The sequence below is a fragment of the Actinotignum schaalii FB123-CNA-2 genome (assembly GCF_000411135.1).
GTDB classification, from domain to species: domain Bacteria; phylum Actinomycetota; class Actinomycetes; order Actinomycetales; family Actinomycetaceae; genus Actinotignum; species Actinotignum schaalii_A.
In genome coordinates, this window is record NZ_KE150262.1 from 1,234,138 (window position 1) to 1,258,077 (window position 23,940).

The following is a 23,940-nucleotide window of genomic DNA, read 5'->3' on the forward strand; positions in this document are numbered from 1 at the left end:
TGCACCAAGGCGGCCGCGTCGCGTCGTGCCTGCGTGGCTAGCTTCCGATAGCGGTAACCGGGATCGTCAGGGCACTGCCCGAAGCATCCCGCTTCTCTTCAACCTCGGGTAGCTCAACCGGCTGGCCGGAGGCCGTGATGGCGCGCAGTGGCTCCGGGCCGATAGCGGCCAGTGCCACAACATTTTCTCCGCGCAGGAAACGCTGGGCGCGCACCCCGCCCGTACCCCGGCCTTTTGCCGGGAAACGATCCAGGGGCGTGACCTTGGCACTACCCGGTTCGGTACCGGGGAGGGCCTGCGCATTCGAGGCAATCGTGACCACCAGGGAACCGGCAAGATCATCACCGGGCACCACCCCGAGGGCAATGACCTGGGCACCTTCCGCGCAGCGAATCCCGGCAATACCCTGACCGGCCCGGCCCTGCGGGCGCACCAATGATGCCTCAAAGCGCAATAACTGCGCATCGCTCGTGATAAGAACCACCTGGTCGGTATCGCGGGCCAGCGCGCAGCCCACCACGCTATCGCCTTCCGCCAGGGTAATGACCTCCCAGCTCTCCTTATTCGGGTACGCGCCGTTCACCCGCTTAATCCGCCCGTGCGCGGTGGCCAAGGTGAGCACCGGATCACCCTCGGCGGCGGTAAGCGGGGCCAGCCCGATGACACGCTCCCCGGAATCTAGAGAAATCAGATCCACTACGGGGGTGCCACCGGCCAGCGAGGGAGCCCCCGCGGTATCCGGAAGTGCGGGGACAGTAAGTACATCCAGGTCGATCATGCGCCCGTGGCTCGTCACCACGCCGATATGCCCGCGGGCCGTGGCAGCAACCCGCGAAATAATCGCATCGTGGGCCCGGCGCGGGCCGCCGCGCTCGGGAGCATCGCCGCTTGCGGTGCGCGCCACCAGCCCCGTTCCCGAGAGCAGCACCCAGGTCGGATCATCGGAGACCTCCAGGGGGAGAGCTTGCGGTGCCGCGGCGCTGGCCGCTCCGTCTGATTCCAGCAGCACGGTGCGCCGCGGAGTACCGAATTGCTGGGCCACCTCCGTCATCTCAGTCGCCACTACCTCCCGCAAACGTTCGGGCGACCCCAAGATTTCTTCCAGCTCCGCGATGGTGCGCTCCAACTCCTCGCGGCGCCCTTCCAGCTCAATTTGGGAGTACTTCGTGAGGCGGCGCAGCCGCAGCTCCAAAATATAATCAGCCTGAGCCTCGGACAGATCAAAAATAGCCATGAGCCGCTCGCGGGCCGCCGCGGTATCATCCGAAGAACGAATAACCGCGATCACCTCATCAATATTGAGGACGGCAATAAGTAGGCCCTCCACCAGGTGTAAATCAGATTGCGCGGCCCGTAAACGATGCTCACTGCGCCGGCGCGTCACCGTGATGCGGTGCTTAATCCACACCCGCAGCAGTTCCAGTAGCCCCAGGGTTTGCGGCTGTCCATCAACCAAAGCCACATTATTAATCCCGAAAGAATCCTCGAGCGGGGTGTGCTGGTACAGCTGGGCGAGTACCGCTTCGGGGTGGAACCCATTTTTTACTTCGACGACGAGCCGCATGCCGTGGTGCCGGTCCGTCAGGTTTTGAACCCCGGAGACACCCTGGATTTTCTTGGCGTTAACGGCGTCCTTGAGCTTGTCAATGATCTTTTCCGGACCCACAAGATAGGGCAGTTCCGTAATAACAATGCCGCGCTTACGGGCGCTGATTTTTTCGATGCGCGCCGTCGCCCGGGTACGGAAAATACCGCGCCCGCTTTCGTATGCTTCCCGGATGCCGTCCAAACCAATAATTTTGCCGCCTTCGGGCAGGTCCGGGCCGGGGATAAAACGCATAATATCCTCGAGGCTCGCATCCGGGTGGCGCAGCAGGTGCTTCGCCCCGTTAATAACCTCAATAAGATTATGCGGCGGAATATTGGTCGCCATTCCCACCGCGATGCCGGAAGAACCATTGACCAGCAAATTCGGGATCGCGGCCGGGAGCACCTCGGGCTGCTGGAGGGTGTTGTCATAATTGGGGACCATATCGACAACGTCCTCGTCGAGCGAGGAAATCATCGCCATGGCCGGGGCCGCTAGGCGGGCCTCGGTATAGCGCGAGGCAGCTGGCCCGTCGTCGAGCGAACCGAAATTACCGTGCCCGTCCACCAGCGGTAGCCGCATAGTGAAAGGCTGGGCGAGGCGCACCATCGCATCATAAATAGCGGTATCACCGTGGGGGTGGAGGCGTCCCATCACGTCACCCACCACGCGCGAGGACTTCACGTGCGCGCGGTCGGGGCGCAGGCCCATCTGCCCCATCTGGAAGAGAATACGGCGCTGCACCGGCTTGAGACCGTCGCGAGCATCGGGCAGAGCACGCGCGTAAATCACCGAGTAGGAATACTCGAGGAAGGAGGTGCGCATCTCCTCCGACACGTTAATATCGACGATATGTTCCGCGGGGCTCGTATTCTTGGGCATTGCTCAATTATCCCGCTTTTTGGCCGCGCGCGGGGCGGCGGCACAGGAGTGTCGGGGCGGAAAGTAGACTGAGAGGCATGACTGAGCTTCCTGTGTTGCCCGGGGCGCGCTCCCTGCGTGCCGTCTTGGGCGAATGTTTAGCCGCCTGCGGGATGCTGCCCGAAACGGAAAACCCGGCGGCTGAAACGGAACGGGTGGATGGCCCCACAGCGGGCCGGGCGAGCGTGCCACATACGCGGGGGGAGGGAGTGCCTGATACGCAGCGGGCGAGCGTGCTGGACTTGCCGCCGGCCAGCCGGGTCTGCCTCGTCCTCGTGGACGGCCTGGGGGCGGAAAACCTGGCGGCGCGCATCGGCCACGCACCCACCCTGCGTGCCTTGACCGCGCGCGAACCACTCACTTCCACGGCGCCGTCCACCACCGCCGCCGCCCTCACCACCCTGGGTACCGGGGCGCTTCCCGGGCGCACCTCGATGCTGTCCTACTCCCTGCGTTCCCCGCGTACCGGCCGTAATTTCTCCCTGATTAGCTGGGATGATAGCGGGCTCGACCCGGAAGAATGGCAGCCGGTGCCCACCTGGGCGCAGCGCCTGGAAGCCGCCCGCCCCGGCACGGCCACGCAGCTGGGTGCCATCCAGGATCCGGACCACATCGGCTCGGGGCTAACCCGGGCCGCCTGGCGCGGCTTTACCGCGATCGGGGGGCCGGCCCTCGATGACCGGGTCCACCTAGCCGCCCGGTTCCTGCGCGAGGGTGGGCGTTTCGCCTACCTGTACTGGGGGGAAGTTGATCACCGCGGGCACCGCTGGGGAGCCACCAGTGAGGAATGGACCATGGCGCTCGAAGATTTGGACGCCGGTATCCGCCTGCTCACCCGGCTGCTGCCCCCGGATACTCTGCTGGTCCTCACCGCTGATCACGGCATGGTTGATCCGAGTGAACGCATCGATGTAGCTACCACGCCGGCCCTGAGCGAAGGCGTGGACCTATATTCGGGCGAAGAACGCGCGGTGCATCTCTACACCCGGGAACCGGAAAAAGTGGCGGCGCGCTGGCGGGACTACCTCGGGGACCGATCCTGGGTGTACACCAAAGAAGAAGCAATCGCGACCGGCATGTTCGGGCCGGTCACCGCGCAGGCACGCGAAGCTATGGGGGATGTGCTCGCTTTCCAGCGTGGCCACCTGAGCGTGGTCCACACCGGGCAGATGCAGCCGGGGGCCACCTTTATGCGCGGGGTCCACGGTTCGCTTACCCCCACGGAGATGCTTATTCCCCTGCTCCTGGAGCTCAAGTAGCGCCGGAATGCGTAGCGGTGCGCGCGCTCGCGGGTACGCGTGGTGCTAGCACGCTAGCACGGGCGCCCGCCCAAGCTAGTCTTTTTTACCGAAGACAATCTCATCCCAGGACGGCATGGTCGGCCGATCGGTGCGCTTGCGCCCGCGCCGTGCATCGGTAGCTGCCTGTGCTGTTTTCTCTGGCGCACTTGCCGGCGCGGTTTTTTCGGCAGCCGGCACGCTAGCCGAGGCAGCGCCAGCCGCACCGCTCGCCTCAGTTGAGGCATCGGACGGTCCGCCATCGGCATCGGAGTCAGCACCCGCACCAGAAACCGTGCCCGCGGCTGAGCCAGCGGCCCCACTCTCATCTGAAACGGAAGCCGGGCGGAGCACCGGGGTCTGGGTGAGTTCCTCGGGCTCCAGCAGCGCTCGCTGGCCGGGTAGCTGCCCCTCGCGTGAGGGTAGGGAAACGATGGTGGCCGGAGCCCGCAGCTCCTCCTCATCTTCGGGAGCCCGATGTGCCCCGTCCCATTCATTGGGATCGATATCATGATCGGCATCCGGCATGGGGCGTGACTTACCCCGCTGGGAATCAAGCGAGGCCAGCACTTCATCAATAGAGGCGCGCGCCGGGGGAGTGTCCGTCGCGCTCGGGAGGGCAGCGGGGGAGGCCGGCACCGCGGCGGGAACCGCCGCGGGCGGCGTCGTACCGGAAAAAACAGGATCCGCAGCTCCCGGCACCACCGCGGGAGTGTGATCCGGGCGCCACGGGCCCGCATCTGCCGTGAGGGAAGTTTCCGACAGCCACGAGGCCTCATCATTACGGGCCTGAAGAGTATGGCGATCCGTATCAATAAACCAGCGGGCCTCGTGCTCGCGCCCGGCGGACACGAAGTGCACAATCAGCGCCCAGGGCTGCCCGGCCTCACGCACCGCATCCCAGGTGATCGAGGCGGTATCCACATCGCGGGCAACAAGTCGGGATGTGACGAGTTCTTCAACTGTGAAACCGCCCACGTCGCGCCCGAGAGTGTAGTTACGGGCCTGCGCGGCGGTGTAGTTACGTTCGGCAATAATGGGATACGCCAGGGCGGAGATGCGTGAGGGAGGTAGCGCGGCCATCTCGGAAATATCGTCCACGCTGCGGCCGGCACGCACGAGAGCTTGGATTTCACGCGGCCCCATCGGGGTGATCTCCTCATCGGGAGTGCTGGGATGGGGATCCTTGCGCAGGGCAGCACGCAGATCATCGGTGACGGGCAGCAGATAGCGATTGCCCTCCTCATCGTTGAGCGTGAGGTTGTGACCGTCGGGTTGCAAGCCGAGCAGCTCCAGCTTTTTCATCTTTTCCCTTACTCTTGGTACCACTCTTAGGGTGCCACCTCCGGGCCCGAAAAGCAGGTATTGGGCGCGGGTGTGTTTCCATGTGCCGCGCGTGCTGTTACACTAAGCGCGCAGTACCACCCGTCAGGACCATACGCGAGGGCGGAAAGATCCGTTTCTCGCGGGTGGACGCCGGTTCGTGCGGAATCCACCGCGTGGACCCCGGCATTTTTGGAGAGTGACTTTATGGCAACAGATTACGATGCTCCGCGTAAGCAAGACGAGGAGCTCCGCGAGGATTCTTTCGAACAGCTCGCCGGGCGGCGCTCGGACCAGCAATCCGGCGCGGTTGATGAGGACGAGGTCGAAGCGGCCGAGGGCTTTGAGCTCCCCGGTGCGGACCTGTCCAATGTCGAGCTATCCGTCAATGTGATTCCGGCCCAGGATGATGAATTCACCTGCTCACAGTGCTTCCTGGTTCACCATCGCTCCCAATTGGATCACGTGGAAGACGGACTGCCCGTCTGCGTGGATTGCGCGGGCTAACTGGAAGTACGACGACGCCGCGGCCCTCGGGCCGCGGTATCTCACCACAGTGCATCTCAACACGGTGCGACTTCCCTCATTAGACTAGAGGAAATGAAGGAATCGGGACGAGGAGTATAAAGCTATGGCATGGTTCTCACGGCGGAAGAAAAACACGACCTCGGCATCGCAGCCGGTAGAGCGTGAAGAAACCGGCCAGAACCTCGCTGCGCAAAATTCCGGAGCGGCGGAAGGTAGCGTGGAGACCACTGCCGGTGCTGAAGCTCCCGCTGCAGGCCCGAAGGAACGCGGCCCCTACGATGAATCCGAAGCCCCGGAGAACCCCGCTCTTATTGACGGCGGTGCGCTGCGACTACCGATTTTGCCCGATGCCACCATGCAATTCTCCGTGGATCGCGAACGTCAGGTCGTGCTCGGCGTGGTCTACGTGATGGGGGATTCCGCGGTGCAATTGCAGGTATTCGCCGCACCGAAATCCGCTAGCCTGTGGGAGGATATCCGGGTAGAAGTGATTTCCTCCATCGCCAATCAGGGCGGGCGTTTCCAGGAAGCTGAAGGGGAATACGGCCCCGAAATCCAGGCCCAGATGCCCGCGGAGAACGGCCGGGTACCGGTGCGCTTTATCGGTATCGACGGCCCTCGCTGGCTGCTGCGGGTAGCCGTGACCGGGCGCGGGGCGGTAGATCCGGAACGCGGTACCGAAGTACTCCACCGCGTCCTCGATGATCTGGTGGTTGTGCGCGGCACCCAAGCTATCCCGCCGCGCGAACTGCTTCCCCTCGCTCTTCCCCAGCAGGGTGAGCCGGAACCAGAAACTCCTGATACCGGCATCGAGCTCCCCAAGCGCGGCCCGGAAATCCAAGAGATCCACTAGATAGCTATGGCTACACCGGTGTGGGTGACGGGGGATATTATCGCCATCACGTACCCGGGCGCCCCCGGAGGGAATGGGGCCCATACCCCGGAAGTACGTATCGCTGTGGAAACCACCGCGGGGCTCCTCACCCTTATTTTCCAAGGGAGGCGCACCATCGACTGCGTGCGAGTTGGGGACCGTATTCGTGCCCGGATAGTGCCATTGCGGCGCAGGGGCGTGCTGGTAGCATATAACCCGGAATATATCGTGCTTTAGCGAGCACCCCTGAACAGCCGGGAGGCCACATGGATACCACCACACCCGGCGGCGGTCTGCGCGCGGTTCTCGGGGAAGAATTCGATGCCTGGAAAGCGATAGGTGGGGTGCGCGGTGTCGTTGAAGCTAATGTTCCCGCCCTCGTTTTTGTCATTATTTATTTAGCTACCCGCAATATTCCCCTGGCGGTCCTCGTTCCTCTGGGCATGGCCGTTCTGGCTATTCTGGTGCGGCTCATGCAGCGGATCGACGTGATGCCGGCCCTCGGCGGGCTTTTTGTGGTTGGAATCTCGGCCTTTTTCGCCTGGCGCTCCGGACGCGCGGAAACCTATTTCCTTCCCGGTTTCCTCACCAATGCCGCTTACGCGGTAGGAGTGACTATTTCCCTTCTCATCCGCCGGCCCATCATGGGATATATTATCGGGATGCTGCGCGGGGATATTGCCTCGTGGCGCAGCGCCACCCACCCGGCCGCTCGGCTCACCTACCGGCGCTATACCCGCATTACATGGCTGTGGCTCGCCATGTTCGCCGGCCGCGTCGTCGTACAACTGCCCTTCTTTATCAGCGGCAATACCGCAGCGCTGGGCGTTATCAAAATTATTGCCGGGCCGGTGCTGTTCTGCCTTATCCTGTGGGCCACCTGGCTACTGGTACGTGGCCTGCCCCCGGCCAGCACCTACCTGGAGCCTTCCGAATCTACGGCGGCCTCTCCTTCCGCATCTTGAGCGGGGGCCGGGCGGGGCCGGAAATAGCTCTTGAGAGCGGACATATCCACATCGTCCCCGCCATCAATGAGGAGCACCTGATCATCCACATCCACGATTAAATCGGCATCGGCGGTCAGTGGCACACCATCACGAATAATGGCGTTAATGGCGACTCCGGAGGGCAGCTCAATATCGCTGATGGCGCTTCCCACCACCGGGGCATCGGCGGATACCGAAACCTGCCACAGGCTCGCCCCGCTGCGATGGAAACGCATGACCTGAGTGAGGGAGCCATCCGAGACCGCATCCTCCACCAGGGAGGCCATAATTCGCGGAGTGGAAACCGTGACATCCACACCCCAGGCATCGGTGAACAACCATTCATTACGCGGGTTATTGACACGCGCAATGGTGCGGGCGATACCGAACTCGGTTTTTGCCAGCAAAGACACCACCAGATTTACCTTGTCATCCCCGGTGGCACACACGATAATATCGGCCTCCGCCGCGCCCGCTTCGCGCAGTGCGGGAACTTCGCAGGCGTCAGCCAGATGCCAATCCGCATCCGAAGCACTCGAAATACGCATAGCGGAGGGCTTTTTATCCACGATAGAGATCGAATGTTCGGATTTGAGAAGTTCGCGGGCCACCGACACCCCGACGGCGCCAGCCCCAATAATGAGAATATTCACTGCGCACCTTCCGATTTGAGCAGCATATGTTGTACGCCGGAGGCGTCCTCGGAAGCCACGAGCACTTTGAGAGTATCCCCGTCCTGGATCACGGTGTCACTGTGGGGGAGGAGCCCGGCCAGGCTACGGATAATATAGGCGACTCGCGCCCCGGTTTCGTCTTCCACATCCGCGACGGTGCGCCCGAACCAGCGCCGATCCACCGCAACTTCAATGAGGGAAATCCGGGCGAGGGGATCGCGGAATTCGTGGTGGGGTCCCAGCGGAATGAGTTCACGCAGCACCCGGTCCGCCGTCCAGCGCACCGGGGCGACCGTGGCGATCCCGAGCCGTTCGTAGATAATCGCGCGAGTGGGATCGTAGACACGAGCCACCACATTGGTGAGTCCGAAAGTTTCGCGCGCCACCCGGGCGGCGATGATATTCGAGTTATCGCCCGAGGAAACGGCGGCGAAGCCGGCGGCGTCGTCGATATTTGCGCGCGCTAAAACATCACGATCAAAACCGACGCCGGTGATCTGCTGCCCCGGGAAATCTTCGGGGAGCTTGCGGAAAGCTTCAGCATCCTGGTCGATAATGGCCACCGAATGGCCGATGGCGGAAAGCGAGAGCGCCAGTGCGGCACCCACGCGCCCGCATCCCATAATTACGAAGTGCACTACATTACGCTACCGCAAAGCGGGTACCGTATCCTAGTGATGAGAAAATTATCGTTCCTGGGGATGTCCCAGTACGTGGGCGCGGCTACCTGCGTCTGCCTGGCGGTGGTCTTGCTCCCACGCAGTATTCAACGCGGGGCACCGTTCGCGAACCCCACCCTCGTGGGCGCCATGGCGCTGGCGGGGGCCGCGGTGCTTGCGCTCGTGGTGGCGGCCACCATCGCAGCATCCCGCGTCCTGCCCGGCAAAGCCGCGCACCAGGTGGTCTCCCGCTATATTTCCCCGGCTTTTGGCACGGTTGCCGCTGCCGCACGTTTCGCGGCTTTCGCGCTGCTCCTGGTCCTGGCCGCCGGCCTGGTAGGTATGGCGGTGAATGCGCTCACCCCGTTGGCGGTGGACGGGCGTCTCATTCAGATCCCGCTGGTCGTGGTCTGTGCCCTGCCCGCGCTGCTGCATTGGCGTTTACCGCTGGCGGGCGCCTTGCTCGCCGTGCTCGCGGCCAGCGGGGTGATTATTGCAACGCTCGTCACCGGGCTGGTGCGCGAAGCCCGCGGCACCGTCTCCCTCGCGGACCTCATCACCAACCGCGCCGAAGAACTACCCGGTTCCCAAGCTATCCACCCGCTCGGAAATACTTTCGTTATTATGTGCTTCCTGGCCGCGGTGGTACTGCTGGTGGGCGGACGCATCGGTACCGGGCGCGAACGTTTCTTAGGGCCGCGCGCCCTGAGCACCATTGCCGGCATTGCCGCGGTAGTACTTTCGGGCACGTTCTATCTGGAAATGCGCTTGGATATCCTCACGGTCCCGGTGGGCCTACCCAGTATCGTTATGGGTACGGCATTTTGGGGAAGTACCGGGCGTATCGTCACCGCGATTGCCTTCGGCTTCCTCGGGTTAGTCTGCGTTTTCGTGGTTTACGAACGTCTCCCGCGGCTGTTGCGGGAACTTGCATTCGACGGCGCCCTGCCCGCTCGCCTCGCCGCCCCGGAAGCTTCCCGGGCCCGCAGCGGTGTTGTGCTGCTGGTTGCGGTTCTCGCTGGCGCTCTCGGGGTATTTTTGTCGACGACGCACGCCGGTGTCGTTGCCCTTGTCTTTGTATGTTTCCTTATTTTTACGCTGCATTGCGCGGCGCTCTCCCTGCGCGGTGGGCAGATCCTTAAAACTTCGGAGCGGCGGGAGGAACGCCGGGCTGCGCATGCCTCGCGCTGGGGTTTCGCTTTCTTCGCGCTGGCGGGATTCGCTGTTCTCCTCGTCACGGTGGCCATGCAGCCGGCTTGGACCCTTACCTCGCTAGCGGCGGTGGCGGTGCCTACGGCGGGGATGCTCATCGCCCAGCGCGGGCGCGGAAAGATGAGCGCCCACCTCAAACCCTTGGATGTGGGAGCGGGGCGGAGACTTCCGGTCCGTACCCACGCGGTGGTACTGGTTCAAGAACTCAATTTGCCGACCTTGCGGGCGGTTACCTACGCACGGGCCTTGCGGCCCTCCACCTTGACCGCGCTCACCGTGGACCTGAGCGAAAGCCGTACCGCCGCGCTGCGCGCCGCCTGGAACCAATCCCAATTGCCGGTGGGCCTGACCGTACTAGGTAGTCCCACGAGCGGGGCGCGCGGGCCGCTCGTGGACTACATTCGTTTCCTCCTCGACACCCACCCGCAGGATATTGTGCTGGTTATCGCGCCGAAAGTGGTATCCACGACCCTGTGGCATCGGGTGTACCTGCGCCGATCCGTACCCCCACTTTTCGCTGACCTGTCCTATGACTCGCGCCTCATGCTGGTGCAAGTTCCCTACCAAATCCATTCGGGAGAAGACCTGTGACCACACCTGCTGCTCAAGCTCATTATTCGACCGTCGATATCACCCTGGAAGATATCGGCCACGGCGGTATTGCCATCGGGCGTGCCGAGGGCAAAGCGATTCTGGCTCGCTTCGGGCTGCCCGGGGAACGCGTGCGGGTCGCCCTTACCGAGGAACGCGCCCGCTTCGCCCGCGGGGATGTGATTGAGGTACTCGGCGATCCCTCACCGTACCGGCAGGCCCATCCGTGGCTGGAAGCCGGACCCGGGGGAGTGGGTGGTGCAGACCTGGGACACGTGGTGTTTGACTACCAGCACGAGTGGAAAACCAGGGTCCTGAGCTCAACTCTCCGTAGGATTGGCGGCCAATCTCTCAGTGACCATCTGGAAACGCAGGGGATTGTTCCTGCGGTCACGGCTCTGGAATCCGACCGCGCTAGCGGCGGTTGGGCGAGCCGCACTCGCATTGACGTGACCGTGACCTCGGGACGTTTCGGAATGTTCCGCGAAGGCAGCCGCGAGGTTCTGCCCATCACTTCTATGCCCCTCGCCGTCAAGGAGATCGCGGAGCTGGGGCTGTGGGACGGAAGTTACCTCACCCGGCTCGCCCGCAGCCTCGGCCCGCTGCGCGATGGTCAGCGGGTGCGTATCCTCGCGCCTTCGGCCAGTCCGGTCGCGGTGAGCCTGGGCGGGCGCACCTTTGATGCGACCGGCGCAGAATCCTCCCCCTTCGTGCGTGAAGAGGTGCGCGTGGGGGAGGAGAACTACCGTTACCGGGTGCGGGCCTCCGGTTTTTGGCAGGTGCATCGCGAGGCGCCAGCCACCCTTATCGATCTGGTGACCCGCGCCGCAGGTGCGGAGCCCGGCGACCATATTCTCGAACTCTACGCGGGTGCCGGGTTGCTCACCGTGCCGCTGGCTCGCGCGGTCGGGGCAACCGGCCGAGTGGAAAGCCTGGAAGGGGCGCGCACCGCGGTGGAAGACGCCCGGGCAAATCTGCGGCCCTACCCGTGGGCGCGTGCCCGTACCGCCACTATTTCGGTACGGGATATTAGCGACGCCGATATTCTCCTCGCAGATCCTCCCCGGAGCGGCTTGGGAATCGCGGCGGCCCGGGCCGCCGCAGCGAGCCGAGCCCGCCGGATAGTTCTGGTTTCCTGCGATCCGGCAGCGTTGGCCCGTGATGTGGCCGCGATGGTGGAGTCCGGGCGAAGCGTGGAATCCATGCGCGCCGTCGACCTCTTCCCCAATACCCACCACTTCGAAGTGGTGACAGCGCTGCGCTAAGAGCGCACCGCCGCGGCAATCCAGGCCGCGGTATTTTCCACCTGCCAGGGGCGTGCCCCCAGCTCGGCCAGCGCATCACCAATGGCGGGGCCGGTGCGCGCCACCCTGCGGCGCAAAAGGCGCGCCAGCTCACGCTGCACGGCCGGTTTGAGAAGTACATCATGGCGGATTCCCAGCTCCGCTGCGCGTTCCTGAACCGCGCTGCGCACGTGGTCAAGTAGATGCGGGATTCCACGTTCGGCGCGCCGGGAGGGGCGGGCCGGGGCGGGTTCGGGAAGTTCAGAGCTCGGCAGTGCCCAGGCCTGGGCCACCGCCTGCCACAGCGCCGGCGCCAAATACTGTTTGCCCCCGCTGCGCAGCGGCCGCGCGGTACGCACATCGGCCAGGGAGCGCGGGCGGCGCCGTGCCAGGGCCGCGATATCGGCGCGGGAAAGTACCAGATCCGGGGCGGTATCGGTGGTTTGCGCGATACGATCCCGTGCCTGCCACAGGGCCCGCACCAGGGCGAGATCGCGCCGGGAAGAAAAATCTTGGCGATGGGTGGCGCGCCGCCACGGTTCTGCGGGAGCGGCTTTAGGAGGCCGGGTGCGGATCTCTTCAAATTCTTGGGCCGCCCACTCCAGGCGCCCGGCCCGCTCCAGGCGCTCGAGTTGCACGTGGCGCAGGGGAGCGAGCAATTCCACGTCGAGCGCGGCATAAGAACGCAGCTCATCGGCGAGCGGGCGCTCTGACCAATCCGCTTGCGAATGTTCTTTGGCGAGGAGCAATCCTAAATTTTCCGCGAGCTGGGCCTGGAGGGAAATACGTTCATCGCCCAAGAGCAACGCGGCTACTTCGGTATCAAAAAGTTTGCCCGGTCCCGGGCGTAAACCAAGGTCTCCCAGGGAGGGCAAGTCCTGATCGGCAGCGTGCAAAATCCACACGGCATCGCCAAGAATCGCGGCCAGCTCCGGGTAGTACTCCTCATTCCCTACCGGATCGCATAGCAGTGTTCCCGAGCCCTCGCGGCGCAGTTGAATTAGGTAGGCCCGGGCCGAATAACGGATTCCCATGGCACGCTCCACATCCACCGCCACGGGGCCGCTGCCGCGCCGCAACCGTGCGAGTGCGGGGCGATAGGCGGGACCGGTGGTGAGCGGCGGGATACCTTCGCGCGGGGTATCCACATGGACCAGGGTGGGATCTTCGCTCCAGCGAATAGAAGAAGACGTCATAACCTCACAACTGCATCAGACTAGGGGCCGCGGTTAATACTAGCGGGCCTGGGCAGGCACGGGGTGGCCACGTGCAGGAGTGCCACCTCCTAGCAGGATCGCACCTAGCGAGCTGGCAGCGCCGTCGTTCCTTCCGGAGCTAGGCCGCAGGCCAGCGCAATAAAATCTGCCCAGGCGCGCACGTGGTGATAAAGATCGGGGCTGTTCGGCGTCCAGGAGGCCCGTAATTCCACTTCGGTCAGGGAGGAGGCGAGTTCCAGCCCGCCGAAGGTTTCGTTGTACATGCGAGTCACGGTTCCGACCAGGTGGTGGTAGTCAGCTCCGTGCGCATCCAAAGTATCGGCAAGCCACGCCCAGGCTACTTCGCCGAGCAGCGGATCGCCGGCCATGGCCGCATCCATCGGCGCCCCCATATGGCATACGATCCGGAAAGTTCCGTGCCAGGCCTCCTGGCCGGCCGGGTCATGAAGCACCACGAAGCGGGCTCCGCCGCGGTAGTTATCCGGTTCCATCGCTGTCGAATCGTTAATCTCAGCTTGAAGCGCAACGGCCCACGGGGCTATACGCTTGGGCGGCGGTATCTGCACGATGTGCAGCTCGGGACGAAACTCGTGCCCGCGCAGGCTATCAAGCGCGGTGAGAAAGTCCTCGGGTGCATGAATCTGAGACACGCTAGTTACCGTAATGCGCCGGTGCACGGGTTTTAGCCAGGCGCGCCGCGCGGGTAGGATGGCGGCATGTCTACACTCTCGCTGTCGCGGATCGATGACACCACCTACCTGGACCTGGCTGCCGGCCACGGCTTGCCCCTTGAGCAGCTACCCGCCTGGGACCGCTACGAGGATGCTCTGCCCGGCCACGCACCTTTCGGGCGTTTCCTGTGGCGTGATAGCGCAGGTGCGCCGCGTGCTCTTATTTCTCTCACCCGGATGGAAGGGCGCGGTTTTACTTACCTGTGGGCGAAAAAGGGCCCGGTCTGGTTGGGGGAACGGCCCACCGCCAGCGAAGAACTGGAGTTCCGCACCGCGTTGGGGCAGCTGGTGCGGCGTGCTGATCGCGGTCTCGCTTTTATGAGGATTCACGCCTGGCACCGGGCCCCGGACCTGCACGAATTACTGCAAACAGTCACCTATGATCGCACCGTTGTGGTCGACGTCGCACGCCCGGATGCGGAGATCCGGGCGAGTTTCTCCAAGTCGGGGCGTCGTCAAGCACGGAAAGCTGAGGCGGAAGGTCTGGAATTTTGCGATGAAACGGAGCGGGCCCGGGAGGTTTTCCCGGAGCTGTACGCCATCCTCACCGAAACAGCTACCCGTGATGATTTCGGGGCGGCACCGATGAGCCAGTACGTGACCATGCTGGAATCTCTGGGCCCGGATCACGCCCGGCTTTTTGTGGCGCGTGCCGAGGGCCGGGCGCTGGCCTGGCAAATTGTGCTCGCCACCGATGATCTTGGGGAGGCCTATTACGGGGCGACCAACGCGGAGGCCCGCCAGCGCCACGCCTCCATGTTTATGGATCTGCACACCATAACGTGGTTGCGGGAAACCGGGCGGAAAGCTTATGACCTGATGGGGGTGCATTCGGAGCGCGCCCCGCAATTGGAAGGCGTGACCGGCTACAAACAAAAATTCGCTGCCGAGTTCACCGAGGTGGCCGGCGCCTGGGACGTGCCGCTGCGCCCGCGCTACTACCGTGGTCTCAAGCTGGCCCTGCGTGCTAAACGCTCCGCGGTGGGGGCGGTACGTGCTTCTGCCGGGGCGGTGCGCGGCGTGCGCGAGCGCCTGGGCCGCCGCTTAGGCAAAGCTTCCTAGCTCCTAGGCTCCTCAGCGCGGCCCGCGCCCCGGGGCTAGGCCTTGCCGGGAGTGCAGGGATTGTTGAGGCGGTAGGGGCTGAGCACCGCGAAACCGGGCCCGGAAAAATCAACACAGGATTCGGCCACGCTCACGCTGCCCCAGGTGAGGAGCGTATGCAGGCGGCTCGCCTCGGGCGGCAGCTGCACCCGAGTGGGGTGAGCGGCCACGGTGGCCGTTTCTTCCCCTTGTGTTTCCGCTTGTGTTTCATCTTGTTTATTGGCAGTTGTTTCGCCAGGAAGTGGGGAGACTTCCCCCACGTGGAAAACCACGAAGCTGGCTCCGCGCCGGTAATATCCCGCCTCACCCAGGCGCACGATCTCCGAATCTTCCCGGTTAGGGGAAGAAAAATCGGGGTGCTCGCGCCGTAGCCGCAGTAGCTCCCGGGTCGCCTCGAGATAGCGAGCATGGGAGGTCTCCTCGAGCTCCGCCCAGTCCAGATGCGAGCGCGTGAACGTAGAAAGCGCCTGCGGTGGGGGAATCTGGCCGGCGTGCTCACCCCAATCCCAGTCACGAAATTCCGCAATCCGCCCCGCATCCACACGTTCCCCTAGCTCCGGAGTGTGATCGGTGAAGAACTGGAAAGGCGCGGAAGCATTCCACTCCTGGCCCATAAAAAGGAGGGGTGTGAAGGGGGAGAGCAGCATGAGCGCGTCGGCAACGAGGGCGCGTTCCGCGCTCAGAGTATGGGAGCGGCGGTCTCCCAGTGCGCGGTTACCCACCTGGTCGTGATTTTCGGTATAGACGAGGAAACGGCGCGAATCAAGCGTATCGGGCACCGGAGAACCCCAGTTCCGCTTCCGGAACGTAGAGAAATTACCGTCGTGCACGAAGACGCGGCGCATGGCCTTTTCCAGGGCTCCGGGAAGCGCAAAATCCCCGTAATAGGCGAAATGTTCCCCGGTCACATAGGCATGCAGGGCATGGTGGATATCATCAGCCCACTGCATATCCATACCGTAGCCGCCTGCCTTTGTGGGGCGCAGCATCCTCACATCATTGAGATCGGATTCTGCTACGAGGGCGATATGCCGGCCGGTTTCCGCGGCGAAAGCCGCGGCGGCGTCGGATAAATCGGCGAGAATATGTTTACTGGAGCGGTCCCGGATAGCGTGGACGGCGTCAAGCCGAAAAATATCCACGCGGTAATCGCGGGCCCACTGGAGCATATTGTCAATAAAATAACGCCGTACCGGGCCGGAATCCGGGCCATCCACGTTCACACCCGGGCCCCACACCGAAGAATAACGATCCGTGGTGTAGGGGCCGAACTCAGCTAAGAAATTCCCGTCCGGTCCGAAATGGTTGTAGACCACGTCCAGGCACACCGCCAGGCCAGCGCGGTGTGCGGCCTCCACGAAACGCGCGAAACCCGCCGGACCGCCGTAATTTTCGGTGACCGCATAGATATCCACGCCGTCATAGCCCCAATTACGGGTGCCGGGTACCGGGCAAATCGGCATGACTTCGACGATATCCACCCCGAGTTCGCGCAGGTACCCGAATTTTTGCGCCGCAGCATCGAACGTGCCTTCCGGGGTTAAGGTGCCGATATGCAGTTCGTAAAACACTTTGCCGAGCGGATCAATACCGAGGAAAGGCGAAAATTCGAAAGCGTCGAGATCAACAATTTCGGAAGGGCCCATGACTCCTTCGGGCTGGCGCCGGGTGCGCGGATCGGGTAGCCCCATGCTACCATCCAGACTGATGCGGTAGCGGGTGCCGGCCGGCAGGGGAGTATCGAGGATCCACCATCCCGGTCCGCTAGCTAGAGCAGCGCCGTCGCGCCCAGAGCGAGCTGCCGCAATATCCGCGGCGGTGACCGGCCGGAAGGGGAGGCGCTCCCCGTCCACGAGGGCCTCGACTCTCGTGCGCCCCGGTGCCCACACGCTCAGCGGTTCCATTACTCGGTGCTCCCTCCTGCGTCGCACCCTGCGTTGCCCCCGGCGTTCCCTCCGGCCTTCGCTCCAGTAGGTGATTCAGTGCTCGCTTGAGCGCGGCCTGCCGCATTCGCGCCGTCGGATCCGCAGGCATCAGCACGAACGTACACTGCCACCGGCAGATTCGCGCAGGCATCGCGAACAAGGAGCTGGGGCCCTTCAATCTCACCTTCCTCCAGAACGCTGCGCCACCGCCCGGGCGGGAGCACGATATGCGCATCGCCCCAGCCGCCGGCCACCTCCTGGCGGTGCGCGAGGCGCGAGACCACCACGATCACATCCGGCTCCCCATCCAGGGTGCGGGTAAAAGCAAAAATATTTCCGGTGGTGGCAGCCAGCGGCTCGTAGCCCGAACGCAGCGAAACAAAAGTATCCGGGCGGTGCCGGCGCAGGCGCAGGAGGCGCGAGGTCACCCACATTTTCTCTTCATCCACGCTTGCCTGCGCGGGGAGCGCACCCGCGCTATCCAGCTGCTCGAGCATGCTGGCAAGCCGCCGGTAATTCACCGGGCGGCGGTTATCGGGATCCACCAGCAGATTGCGGGTGATTTCCTCTCCCTGATAGGTATCGGGCACCCCGATCAGCGTGAGGGCCAGAACCTTCGCGGCGAGGATACGCGCGCGGCGTGCCGGGCGGGTATGTTCCCACCAAGCCGTGAGCTCCGCCACCGATTCCGGGGTGGAAATAACCGAGCGCGCATAGGCAAAAAGCCCGGTTTCCAGTGCTTCATCCGGTTCGGTCCACGTGGTCCACGATTTTTGTTCGCGGGCGGCCTTGCGTAGGTAATCAATGAGGCGATCAGCTTCGATAGGCCCGTTATCCGTCCAGGTTCCCATAATTGTTTGCCACATGAGGTTCTCGATCTGGCCATCGAGTTCCGCGGGGCGGGAGGCAGCGTGCCGTTCGCGCAGCCGTTCCAGGAGTTCCAGCCATTCGGTGGGGTAATCGGCCAAGGTGGCAATAGCGGCGCGAGTATCTTCCCCGCGTTTCGTATCATGGGTGGTGAGCGTGGTCATCATCACGGGCCAATCGGCCATCATCTGCCGGGTCCAGGTGTGGAGTTCATCGGGGGTGAGCGACGCGCGCAGCGGATCGGATCCCACCTCCGTTGCCGAAGTGAGCGCGGTATACCGATAAAAAGCGGTGTCTTCCACACCTTTGGCCATGACCGCGCCGCATACCTGCTGGAATCGGATAATCGCTTCATTACGGGAAGCGTCATGGCGTTTCGTTGCCGAACCGATTTCCCGCCCGAGCAAAATATCAACAACAACGTCCAGGGTTTCGCACCGATCTTCGGAGAGCAGGCCCCGGGCCCGTTCGGCGGCCTCGAGCAGCGCAGTTTCAGCGCTGGCATGCGCTTTCTCCCCGGGAACCACGTAGGCCCGATACCTATCCATGCAGATGACGAGCGCGGACACCGCATCATACAAAGAGCGCTGGGAATGGTCCCGCAAGCGCAGATCATCGCGGCATACTTCCGCCATGAGCCGCGCCATCCGCTCCACTTCCGCCTGGAGGGAGGAATGCATAATCTGGCTTTTCGCCTCGCGCTCCAGAACCGGATACGGCTGGGTGGTATGGGATAGGTGCACGAAATTCGCGGTGAGGGCACGCATCCCCTCAGGGTCGGTCAGTAGCGCCCCGATACGCCACGAAGCCTCATACCCGGTACACCCCGCGCACTTCCAATCCGAAGGCAACTTTTCGTTACCCTCCAGGATTTTCTCCGCTACGATCCACGTCCCGCCGGTTGCCTCGTACAGGCGCTCCATATACTGGCGCGGATCGGCGAGCCCATCGGGATGATCGATACGGAATGCATCAATAAAACCGGCGTGGAAGAGCTCCAGCAGCAGCGCGTGGGAGGCGTGAAATACCTCAGGATCCTCTACCCGAATCCCCGCGAGGGTATCCACATCAAAAAATCGGCGGTAATTGAGTTCTTCTTCAGCTACTCGCCAATAGGCGAGCCGATAGTACTGGCGTTGCAGCAGTTCTGCCAGCGGTAGAAATTCGGTGCCTTTCCGGACCGGGAAAATGTGGTCATAGTAGCGCAGTACCGGAACTTCGCCGTCGTCCTCATAACCTGGTACGACGACGTGATCGAGCGCAATTGCCTCCCGGGCGAGTGCCGTACCCACCCGTTCGCCCAGCACCGGGATGAGGATCCCATCGTCGCTGGACTCCACGTCAATATCGAACCAGGAAGCGTAGGGCGACTCGGGCCCATCGCGCAGCAGGGACCACATGGCCCGATTGAGGTAGAGCGGGGTGGGCATCGCCATATGGTTGGGAACCACATCAACGATGATGCCGAGGCCAGCAGCGTGCGCCGCATTCGCAAAAGCCTCAAAACCGTCCCGCCCACCCATTGGCTCGGAAATCCGGGTGTGATCAACTACGTCATAGCCGTGCGTGGATCCCGGGGCTGCCTGGAGGATGGGGGAGCAGTACACATCGGTAATCCCGAGCTGCACGAGGTAGGGGAGCAGGGCGGTGGCATCCGCGAAGGTGAAATGGGGACCGAGTTGCAGTCGATACGTGGACACGGGTTGGCGCTGCCCAGCGCCGGGCACGTGGGAACGTAGAGCTGGAATACTGGAGGTATCAGTGATTGCGGTCATACTTTCGAGCTTAGCGCACGGTCGGCGTAGTTTTCTGAGCACCGGCCAGGGCATCATCGATATCTTCCTCGGAGGGCTCATGCACGAAAACGCGCATCGAACGCCCGATCAGACTGGTGGTATCCCCGGAAGCGAAAATCAGCTGGGGATTCACCTCCGCCGCGGTATTAACCACCTCTGTCCATTCGCGGGCGTATTCGCCGCCGGGGATAGCGAACTCAACTTCGTCGTCGCCCGCATTGAACATGAGGAGGACATCATCATCAATAATTGGGTTGCCGCGCTCATCAGGTTCGCGGATGCCAGCGCCGTTGAGGAAAACCATCAGGGCACGCGCGAAACCGGAATCCCAATCGGAATCTTCCATCTGGCTGGAATCGGGGCGGAACCATTCGATTTCCGGCAGGCAACCTTCGCATACAGGATTGAAACCGGAAACGAAACGCCGGCGCCGGAAGACCGGGTGGTTCTTGCGGAAAGCAATCGCTGCCCGCGTGAATTGCAAAATATCCATCTGGCGGTCATCGAGATCCCAATCCATCCAGGCGATCTCATTGTCCTGGCAGTAGGTGTTGTTATTACCGCCCTGGGTGCGCCCAATTTCATCACCGTGGGAAATCATTGGCACGCCTTGAGAAAGCAGCAGGGTGGAGATGAAATTACGAATTTGGCGTTCGCGCAGATCGAGAATATCGGGATTGTCCGTGGGGCCTTCTTCCCCGCAATTCCAGGAGCGATTATTAGATTCTCCATCCGCGTTGTTCTCACCGTTGGCTTCATTGTGTTTCTCGTTATAGGAAACTAGATCGCGCATGGTGAAACCATCGTGCGCGGTCACGAAATTAATGGAGGCAAAGGGGCGACGCCCGGAAGATTCATACAGGTCCGCGCTGCCCGTCAGGCGCGAGGCGAATTCCGGAAGGGCAGCGGGTTCCCCGCGCCAGAAATCACGCACGGTATCACGGTATTTGCCGTTCCATTCTGTCCATAGTGGGGGGAATCCACCCACCTGGTAGCCACCTTCGCCCACATCCCAGGGTTCGGCAATGAGTTTGACCTGGGAAATGATGGGATCCTGCTGGATGATGTCAAAGAAGGAGGAGAGCTTATCCACTGCGTGAAGTTCCCGGGCCAGAGTGGAGGCTAAATCGAAACGGAAACCATCCACGTGCATCTCCGTCACCCAGTACCGCAGTGAATCCATAATCAGTTGGAGGGTGTGCGGGGAGGTCATATTCAGGGAGTTCCCGGTCCCGGTGGTATCGAAATAGTGCCGTGGGTCATCGGGAACCAGGCGGTAGTAGGACCGGTTATCGATACCTTTGAAAGATAGGGTGGGGCCCATGTGGTTCCCTTCCGCGGTGTGGTTGTAGACCACGTCAAGGATGACCTCAATATCGGCTTCGTGAAAAGCTTTGACCATGGCCTTAAACTCATCGACCTGCTCCCCGCGCGACCTGGTGGCGTAGCCATCATGGGGCGCAAAGAAGCCGATGGTGTTATAACCCCAGTAATTGCTCAGCCCTCGATCCTGGAGCGAGGTGTCATTGATAAATTGGTGCACCGGCATAAGCTCAATAGCTGTCACCCCCAGGGAAGTGAAGTAATCAAGAACGGGTGGGTGAGTGAGGCCCTGGTAGGTACCGCGTAATTCTTCGGGAACATCCGGGTGGCGCTGGGTGAAGCCCTTCACGTGCGTTTCATAAATAATGGTCTCGTTATATTCGTGCTTGGGCGGGCGGTCATAACCCCAATCGAAATAGGGACTGATGACCACGGAGACCGGCACGTGGCCTAGCGAATCCAAGGTGCACGGTTGCGAAGGGTCGTTGAAGTCGTAGGAAAAGACTTCCTGAGCATTGGTGATATTGCCTTCGATAGCTTTGGCGTAGGGATCCAGGAGGAACTTGGAAGGATCGCAACGCAGGCCCTGGGCCGGATCGTAGGGGCCGTGCACGCGGTATCCGTAACGCTGCCCGGGCCGAATCGAGGTGAGGTAACAATGCCAGACATTGGCATCAACTTCCCGCAGTTCCACGCGGGTTTCCTTGTTGTTATCGTCAAGTAGGCAGAGTTCGATTTTCTCAGCCACGGAGGAGTAGATCGCGAAATTCGTGCCGGTGCCGTCGAAAGTAGCGCCCAGCGGATACGGGTGTCCAGGCCAAATTCTCATACCTGAGTATCTCATACGAAAGTGGGAATCTACTGAAAATCTAGCGAAACGGTGGGCGATACTGGGTTCGAACCAGTGACCTCTTCGGTGTGAACGAAGCGCTCTACCACTGAGCTAATCGCCCGGGCGACCGTAACGGCCCGTGCATCACGCAAGCTTATAGGGGGTGGGCGGAGAAACTCAAATTTAACTAACGTGGTGTGCACCTCACTGTCCCGGTTTGACCGGGTGCGCGGAATGTCGCTATAGTTTTTCGATGTCATCGACGTCGCCGCGGCGGTTCCCGCCACGGTATAGCCTGCCGGCAGGTTTGGTTAGTGATTGTTGATCGGCCACGCGGATGTAGCTCAGTTGGTAGAGCGCAACCTTGCCAAGGTTGAGGTCGCGGGTTCGAGCCCCGTCATCCGCTCGGATGTGAAGAAAGGCAAAGCGGCACACGTGCCCATACTCCTCTCACGTATCCGGACGGTGGGTTGGCCGAGAGGCGAGGCAACGGCCTGCAAAGCCGTGTACACGGGTTCGAATCCCGTACCCACCTCGCGGGGCGATTGGCGCAGCGGGAGCGCGCTTCCCTGACACGGAAGAGGTCACTGGTTCGATCCCAGTATCGCCCACCACTATTTCCTTGCAGCGCCATTTTGACCCGGCTCTCACGGTTGGGTAAGCTAGTGGCTCGCTGTGAAACAGTGCGGATGTAGCTCAGCTGGTAGAGCGCAACCTTGCCAAGGTTGAGGTCGCGGGTTCGAGCCCCGTCATCCGCTCGGGCGATTGGCGCAGCGGGAGCGCGCTTCCCTGACACGGAAGAGGTCACTGGTTCGATCCCAGTATCGCCCACCATATTTTTTCACCGGGTTATCTAGACAAAATGGTTGCTAATGACGGCGTACCGTTCTTGGATCCTGCCCGGAACTGCCGTGAACTGTGTCCTGGAAACAAAGTGTGCGGGAGAGCACCGTTTCGGGGCGGTTTCGTGTCCCTTACGCACACTCTGTGAGGGGTGATGTCCCGAACTTACACTCTGTCTCGCCGGACCGCTCGGCTGCCCCGCAGATCTGGAGTACCGCGCTGTCGAGGAAGGTATGTTTTTCCGGGATGTACTTCGCATGTACGACAAACGCAGTACAGCTCTGAAAACACATACCACCCCTGCAGATGCCGGTGTGACTATTGAAGCTTGTGAGGCCCATGGGGTTCTCGAGGGAAGCCGCGGGATCCACCCGAAATCAAAGCGCAACGGCAACTACGTTAAGAAATTGTCTTAGTGTCGTGGAGTTGCATCATGTGGGGCCCGTTGTCGTCAGGTTGCTTTTTATGGGCGCCACCGCTCATATCATCCACGCTTGTCCATGTCGAGCGGGTGATCGCTACAGGGCCGGGTAAAAGAATAGGCAGGGAAGTAAATGACCAAAGTCCCGGGTGGCCGCCTCAAGCTGGAAGCAATCATGCCATGAGCGTAAAAGCGCGCAACCACGCGGGAAAATGGCGTCGTCGTGCGGAAAAAGCGGGTGAAAAAAGTGCCGCGCGCGGCGGTGTGTTAGGTCTTCCTGACTATATTTTCCGCAATAGAGCGGGTAGACCTATATACGTAAACGAAAGGATGGATCAATGGCCGAAAAAGTTGTTATCGATGCTCTTCAGCGCACGCTGACCGATCTTATTGACCTCTCCCTGCAGGCTAAGCAGTACCACTGGAATATTCAGGGTGCGCGTTTCCGTGCTCTGCACCTTGCTCTTGATGAAGTCGTATCCGTCACCCGCACTGACCTTGATGAGGTTGCCGAACGTATCGCAACCATCGGTGGTTTCCCGGATGGACGGGCCGTGACCGTGGCCAAGGAAAGCGGTCTCGATGATGCGGGTACCGGTCCCTTCAATGTGGACGATGTTTATACCGTGATGGCAGAAAAGCTCTACGGAGCGTCCCGGCGTATTCAGAATGACCTGTCCAAGGTGGACGAAGCCGATCCGCTCAGCGGTGACCTACTCATCGGGGTCGCTCGCAACCTGGAGCTGCAGGGCTGGTTCATGAAGGCCTCCGCGGTCGAAAACTAAGTCACCTGCGTCATACTGACGCTCACATTTGTGACTCTGAGCGAAGGGGACACATCCCACTGATATGTGGGGTGTGTCCCCTCCGCTGTGTTTATAACGGGTGTGTGAGCGTCCCAGGACTCTACCCGCGGTATGCGTGAGCTGTATCCCCTTCCGGGCCCCGGTGGTGATGCCCCGCGGGCG

18 protein-coding genes and 6 tRNA genes are annotated in these 23,940 nt (G+C 62.1%); 14 read left to right on the forward strand and 10 right to left on the reverse strand.

The window, feature by feature from the left end; translation table 11 throughout:
* Positions 1 to 37: 37 nt before the first annotated feature.
* Positions 38 to 2,470 (reverse strand): DNA gyrase/topoisomerase IV subunit A, encoded by a 2,433-nt coding sequence (locus HMPREF9237_RS04980; protein WP_016442645.1) that lies wholly within the window; start codon positions 2,468 to 2,470, stop codon positions 38 to 40.
* Between the two features lie 77 nt (positions 2,471 to 2,547).
* On the opposite strand from HMPREF9237_RS04980, the gene HMPREF9237_RS04985 reads away from it, so the two are divergent.
* A complete protein-coding gene (locus HMPREF9237_RS04985) occupies positions 2,548 to 3,768 on the forward strand; it encodes an alkaline phosphatase family protein (protein WP_016442646.1) in 1,221 nt (406 codons plus the stop codon).
* 75 nt (positions 3,769 to 3,843) lie between these two features.
* On the opposite strand, the gene sepH is transcribed toward HMPREF9237_RS04985, so the two are convergent.
* A complete protein-coding gene (gene sepH / locus HMPREF9237_RS04990) occupies positions 3,844 to 5,091 on the reverse strand; it encodes a septation protein SepH (RefSeq protein ID WP_016442647.1) in 1,248 nt (415 codons plus the stop codon).
* 225 nt (positions 5,092 to 5,316) lie between these two features.
* On the opposite strand from sepH, the gene HMPREF9237_RS04995 reads away from it, so the two are divergent.
* From HMPREF9237_RS04995 to HMPREF9237_RS05010, 4 genes are all read left to right on the forward strand, one after another.
* A complete protein-coding gene (locus HMPREF9237_RS04995; RefSeq protein ID WP_016442648.1) occupies positions 5,317 to 5,616 on the forward strand; it encodes a DUF4193 domain-containing protein in 300 nt (99 codons plus the stop codon).
* A 124-nt stretch (positions 5,617 to 5,740) separates the two neighbouring features.
* Complete coding sequence (locus HMPREF9237_RS05000) at positions 5,741 to 6,490, forward strand: DUF3710 domain-containing protein (protein ID WP_016442649.1); 750 nt, start codon at positions 5,741 to 5,743, stop codon at positions 6,488 to 6,490.
* Positions 6,491 to 6,496: 6 nt separating this feature from the next.
* Entirely contained in the window at positions 6,497 to 6,748 is a 252-nt protein-coding gene (locus tag HMPREF9237_RS05005) for a hypothetical protein (RefSeq protein WP_016442650.1), read from the forward strand.
* Between the two features lie 29 nt (positions 6,749 to 6,777).
* Positions 6,778 to 7,476: a DUF3159 domain-containing protein gene (locus HMPREF9237_RS05010; RefSeq protein WP_016442651.1), complete on the forward strand. Its 699-nt coding sequence runs from the start codon at positions 6,778 to 6,780 to the stop codon at positions 7,474 to 7,476.
* Here HMPREF9237_RS05010 and HMPREF9237_RS05015 read toward each other — a convergent pair.
* Both HMPREF9237_RS05015 and HMPREF9237_RS05020 read right to left on the reverse strand, forming a co-directional pair.
* Positions 7,428 to 8,150 carry a potassium channel family protein gene (locus HMPREF9237_RS05015; RefSeq protein ID WP_016442652.1) on the reverse strand — a complete coding sequence of 241 codons (723 nt, stop codon included), beginning with the start codon at positions 8,148 to 8,150 and terminating at the stop codon, positions 7,428 to 7,430. The genes HMPREF9237_RS05010 and HMPREF9237_RS05015 overlap by 49 nt on opposite strands.
* Positions 8,147 to 8,809, reverse strand: a complete 663-nt coding sequence (locus HMPREF9237_RS05020) for a potassium channel family protein (protein ID WP_196800241.1) — start codon at positions 8,807 to 8,809, stop codon at positions 8,147 to 8,149. Before HMPREF9237_RS05020 ends, HMPREF9237_RS05015 begins: the two co-directional genes overlap by 4 nt.
* Before the next feature lie 36 nt (positions 8,810 to 8,845).
* On the opposite strand from HMPREF9237_RS05020, the gene HMPREF9237_RS05025 reads away from it, so the two are divergent.
* Positions 8,846 to 10,633: a hypothetical protein gene (locus tag HMPREF9237_RS05025; RefSeq protein ID WP_155875858.1), complete on the forward strand. Its 1,788-nt coding sequence runs from the start codon at positions 8,846 to 8,848 to the stop codon at positions 10,631 to 10,633.
* Complete coding sequence (locus tag HMPREF9237_RS05030; RefSeq protein WP_016442655.1) at positions 10,630 to 11,898, forward strand: class I SAM-dependent RNA methyltransferase; 1,269 nt, start codon at positions 10,630 to 10,632, stop codon at positions 11,896 to 11,898. The genes HMPREF9237_RS05025 and HMPREF9237_RS05030 overlap by 4 nt, the downstream gene beginning before the upstream one ends.
* Here HMPREF9237_RS05030 and HMPREF9237_RS05035 read toward each other — a convergent pair.
* Both HMPREF9237_RS05035 and HMPREF9237_RS05040 read right to left on the reverse strand, forming a co-directional pair.
* Positions 11,895 to 13,112 carry an HRDC domain-containing protein gene (locus tag HMPREF9237_RS05035; protein WP_016442656.1) on the reverse strand — a complete coding sequence of 406 codons (1,218 nt, stop codon included), beginning with the start codon at positions 13,110 to 13,112 and terminating at the stop codon, positions 11,895 to 11,897. The genes HMPREF9237_RS05030 and HMPREF9237_RS05035 overlap by 4 nt on opposite strands.
* Before the next feature lie 104 nt (positions 13,113 to 13,216).
* A complete protein-coding gene (locus tag HMPREF9237_RS05040; protein ID WP_039898346.1) occupies positions 13,217 to 13,783 on the reverse strand; it encodes a DUF3000 domain-containing protein in 567 nt (188 codons plus the stop codon).
* Positions 13,784 to 13,849: 66 nt separating this feature from the next.
* Between HMPREF9237_RS05040 and HMPREF9237_RS05045 the strand changes: the two genes are divergently transcribed.
* Positions 13,850 to 14,926: a lipid II:glycine glycyltransferase FemX gene (locus HMPREF9237_RS05045; protein WP_016442658.1), complete on the forward strand. Its 1,077-nt coding sequence runs from the start codon at positions 13,850 to 13,852 to the stop codon at positions 14,924 to 14,926.
* 35 nt (positions 14,927 to 14,961) lie between these two features.
* Here HMPREF9237_RS05045 and treZ read toward each other — a convergent pair whose 3' ends face one another.
* The 4 genes from treZ to HMPREF9237_RS05065 all read right to left on the reverse strand — a co-directional run bounded on the left by treZ (position 14,962) and on the right by HMPREF9237_RS05065 (position 21,829).
* On the reverse strand, positions 14,962 to 16,869 hold the full coding sequence (gene treZ / locus HMPREF9237_RS05050) for a malto-oligosyltrehalose trehalohydrolase (RefSeq protein ID WP_016442659.1): 1,908 nt from the start codon (positions 16,867 to 16,869) through the stop codon (positions 14,962 to 14,964).
* Positions 16,869 to 19,532, reverse strand: a complete 2,664-nt coding sequence (treY, locus tag HMPREF9237_RS05055) for a malto-oligosyltrehalose synthase (protein WP_155875860.1) — start codon at positions 19,530 to 19,532, stop codon at positions 16,869 to 16,871. The genes treZ and treY overlap by 1 nt, the downstream gene beginning before the upstream one ends.
* 10 nt (positions 19,533 to 19,542) lie before the next feature.
* Positions 19,543 to 21,705 (reverse strand): glycogen debranching protein GlgX, encoded by a 2,163-nt coding sequence (gene glgX, locus HMPREF9237_RS05060; RefSeq protein ID WP_016442661.1) that lies wholly within the window; start codon positions 21,703 to 21,705, stop codon positions 19,543 to 19,545.
* Between the two features lie 52 nt (positions 21,706 to 21,757).
* Positions 21,758 to 21,829, reverse strand: a tRNA-Val gene (locus HMPREF9237_RS05065).
* A 212-nt stretch (positions 21,830 to 22,041) separates the two neighbouring features.
* Between HMPREF9237_RS05065 and HMPREF9237_RS05070 the strand changes: the two genes are divergently transcribed.
* The 6 genes from HMPREF9237_RS05070 to HMPREF9237_RS05095 all read left to right on the forward strand — a co-directional run bounded on the left by HMPREF9237_RS05070 (position 22,042) and on the right by HMPREF9237_RS05095 (position 23,757).
* Positions 22,042 to 22,114, forward strand: a tRNA-Gly gene (locus tag HMPREF9237_RS05070).
* 58 nt (positions 22,115 to 22,172) lie between these two features.
* Positions 22,173 to 22,243: transfer RNA gene (locus HMPREF9237_RS05075), tRNA-Cys, on the forward strand.
* A gap of 4 nt (positions 22,244 to 22,247) precedes the next feature.
* Positions 22,248 to 22,322 (forward strand) — tRNA-Val (locus HMPREF9237_RS05080).
* 71 nt (positions 22,323 to 22,393) lie between these two features.
* Positions 22,394 to 22,466: transfer RNA gene (locus HMPREF9237_RS05085), tRNA-Gly, on the forward strand.
* Position 22,467: 1 nt separating this feature from the next.
* Positions 22,468 to 22,542, forward strand: a tRNA-Val gene (locus tag HMPREF9237_RS05090).
* A 768-nt stretch (positions 22,543 to 23,310) separates the two neighbouring features.
* Entirely contained in the window at positions 23,311 to 23,757 is a 447-nt protein-coding gene (locus tag HMPREF9237_RS05095; RefSeq protein WP_016442663.1) for a Dps family protein, read from the forward strand.
* Positions 23,758 to 23,940: the final 183 nt, after the last annotated feature.